Annotated in this window: 1 protein-coding gene; it reads right to left on the reverse strand. The window is 41.9% G+C overall.

Annotation, left to right across the window (positions count from 1 at the left end; translation table 11 throughout):
• Nucleotides 1–311, reverse strand: a 311-nt coding sequence (locus R7Q11_RS26235) for an iron-containing alcohol dehydrogenase (RefSeq protein WP_225467005.1), incomplete at its 3' end; no start/stop codon positions are given.
• Nucleotides 312–716 lie beyond the last annotated feature (405 nt).

Consider the following 716-nt stretch of genomic DNA (forward strand, 5'->3'; position numbering starts at 1 on the left):
ATGATTGCAGCCAATGCCTTGCCCATGTCGATGACGCTACCACCGCCGATTGCGATGACCACATCAGGTTGAAATTTTCGCCCGAGCACCGCCGTCTCTTCCACCATCGTAATGTTGGGCTCCCCATTGATGGCGACGTGCTGATAACGCATATTTTGAGCTTTGAGATAATTGATGATGGGCGTGGCGCGCTGAGTCTCTTTTCCCGTCACGAGCAAGACGCTATACCCAAATTGATTGATAACTGATAGTGAAGATTGGAGCGCTCCTTCACCGAAAATAATCCGTGTTGCAGTCATAAACTGAAACATACACTTCCTCCCCAAAACGACAACTTTTAATAGATTGCTATGGTTTGCGTTAAAAAAAGTTGACCCAATCCACCTTGCCATCAATAACCCTTCAAAAAGTATGTGTTTATGCGTCACTTCACATAGTTACCATGTCATTTTTAAGGTTTATTTTTGTCCTAGTAAGCTGTTATTTACGTCTTTTGGTTTAAAGCTCGTTTAGTTTTTATCCGATAGATTTCGCCTATAGATCCGAGAGGTAATTGCTGCTTTATTTCGGTATCTGGATAAGGCATAGTTACTTCAACAAAAGAGAGCGCACCAAGCCTCTATGTTTGTACGCTTTCAAAAAAGAATAGATTTAGGAGAAATAAGATTATGTTCGTTGTTATTTTTGGTCGTCCTGCATGTCCTTACTGTGTTCGC

This window comes from Vibrio sp. 970 (assembly GCF_033339075.1).